The organism is Vogesella mureinivorans (assembly GCF_007644035.1).
Lineage (GTDB): Bacteria > Pseudomonadota > Gammaproteobacteria > Burkholderiales > Chromobacteriaceae > Vogesella > Vogesella mureinivorans.
The window spans coordinates 1-264 of sequence record NZ_VMTV02000737.1; the positions used below are offsets into that span (position 1 = coordinate 1).

Below are 264 nucleotides of genomic sequence, written 5' to 3' on the forward strand. Positions count from 1 at the left end.
TGCGGCGATAGCCGTACTCCAGGTTCTGGCGCACCGAAAGATGCGCGAACAGCGCCGGCTGCTGGGCGACATAGCCCAGGCCGCGGCGGTGCGGCGGCAGCCCGCGGCCGCCGTCCTGCCAGATCTCGTCTGCATAGCGAAGCTTCGCCCCGCGCGGCTGCACCAGGCCTGCCAGCCAGCGCAGCAGCAGGCTCTTGCCGCAGCCGGAGGGGCCGAACACCGCATGCACCCCGCCACCTGCGAGTTCGATCCGGCTGTGCAGAC

At 71.6% G+C, this 264-nt stretch carries 1 protein-coding gene; it reads right to left on the bottom strand.

Annotated elements, in window-relative coordinates; translation table 11 throughout:
* The coding region (locus tag FLQ44_RS17985) for an ATP-binding cassette domain-containing protein (RefSeq protein WP_147695477.1) at positions 1-264 on the bottom strand (264 nt) is incomplete at both ends.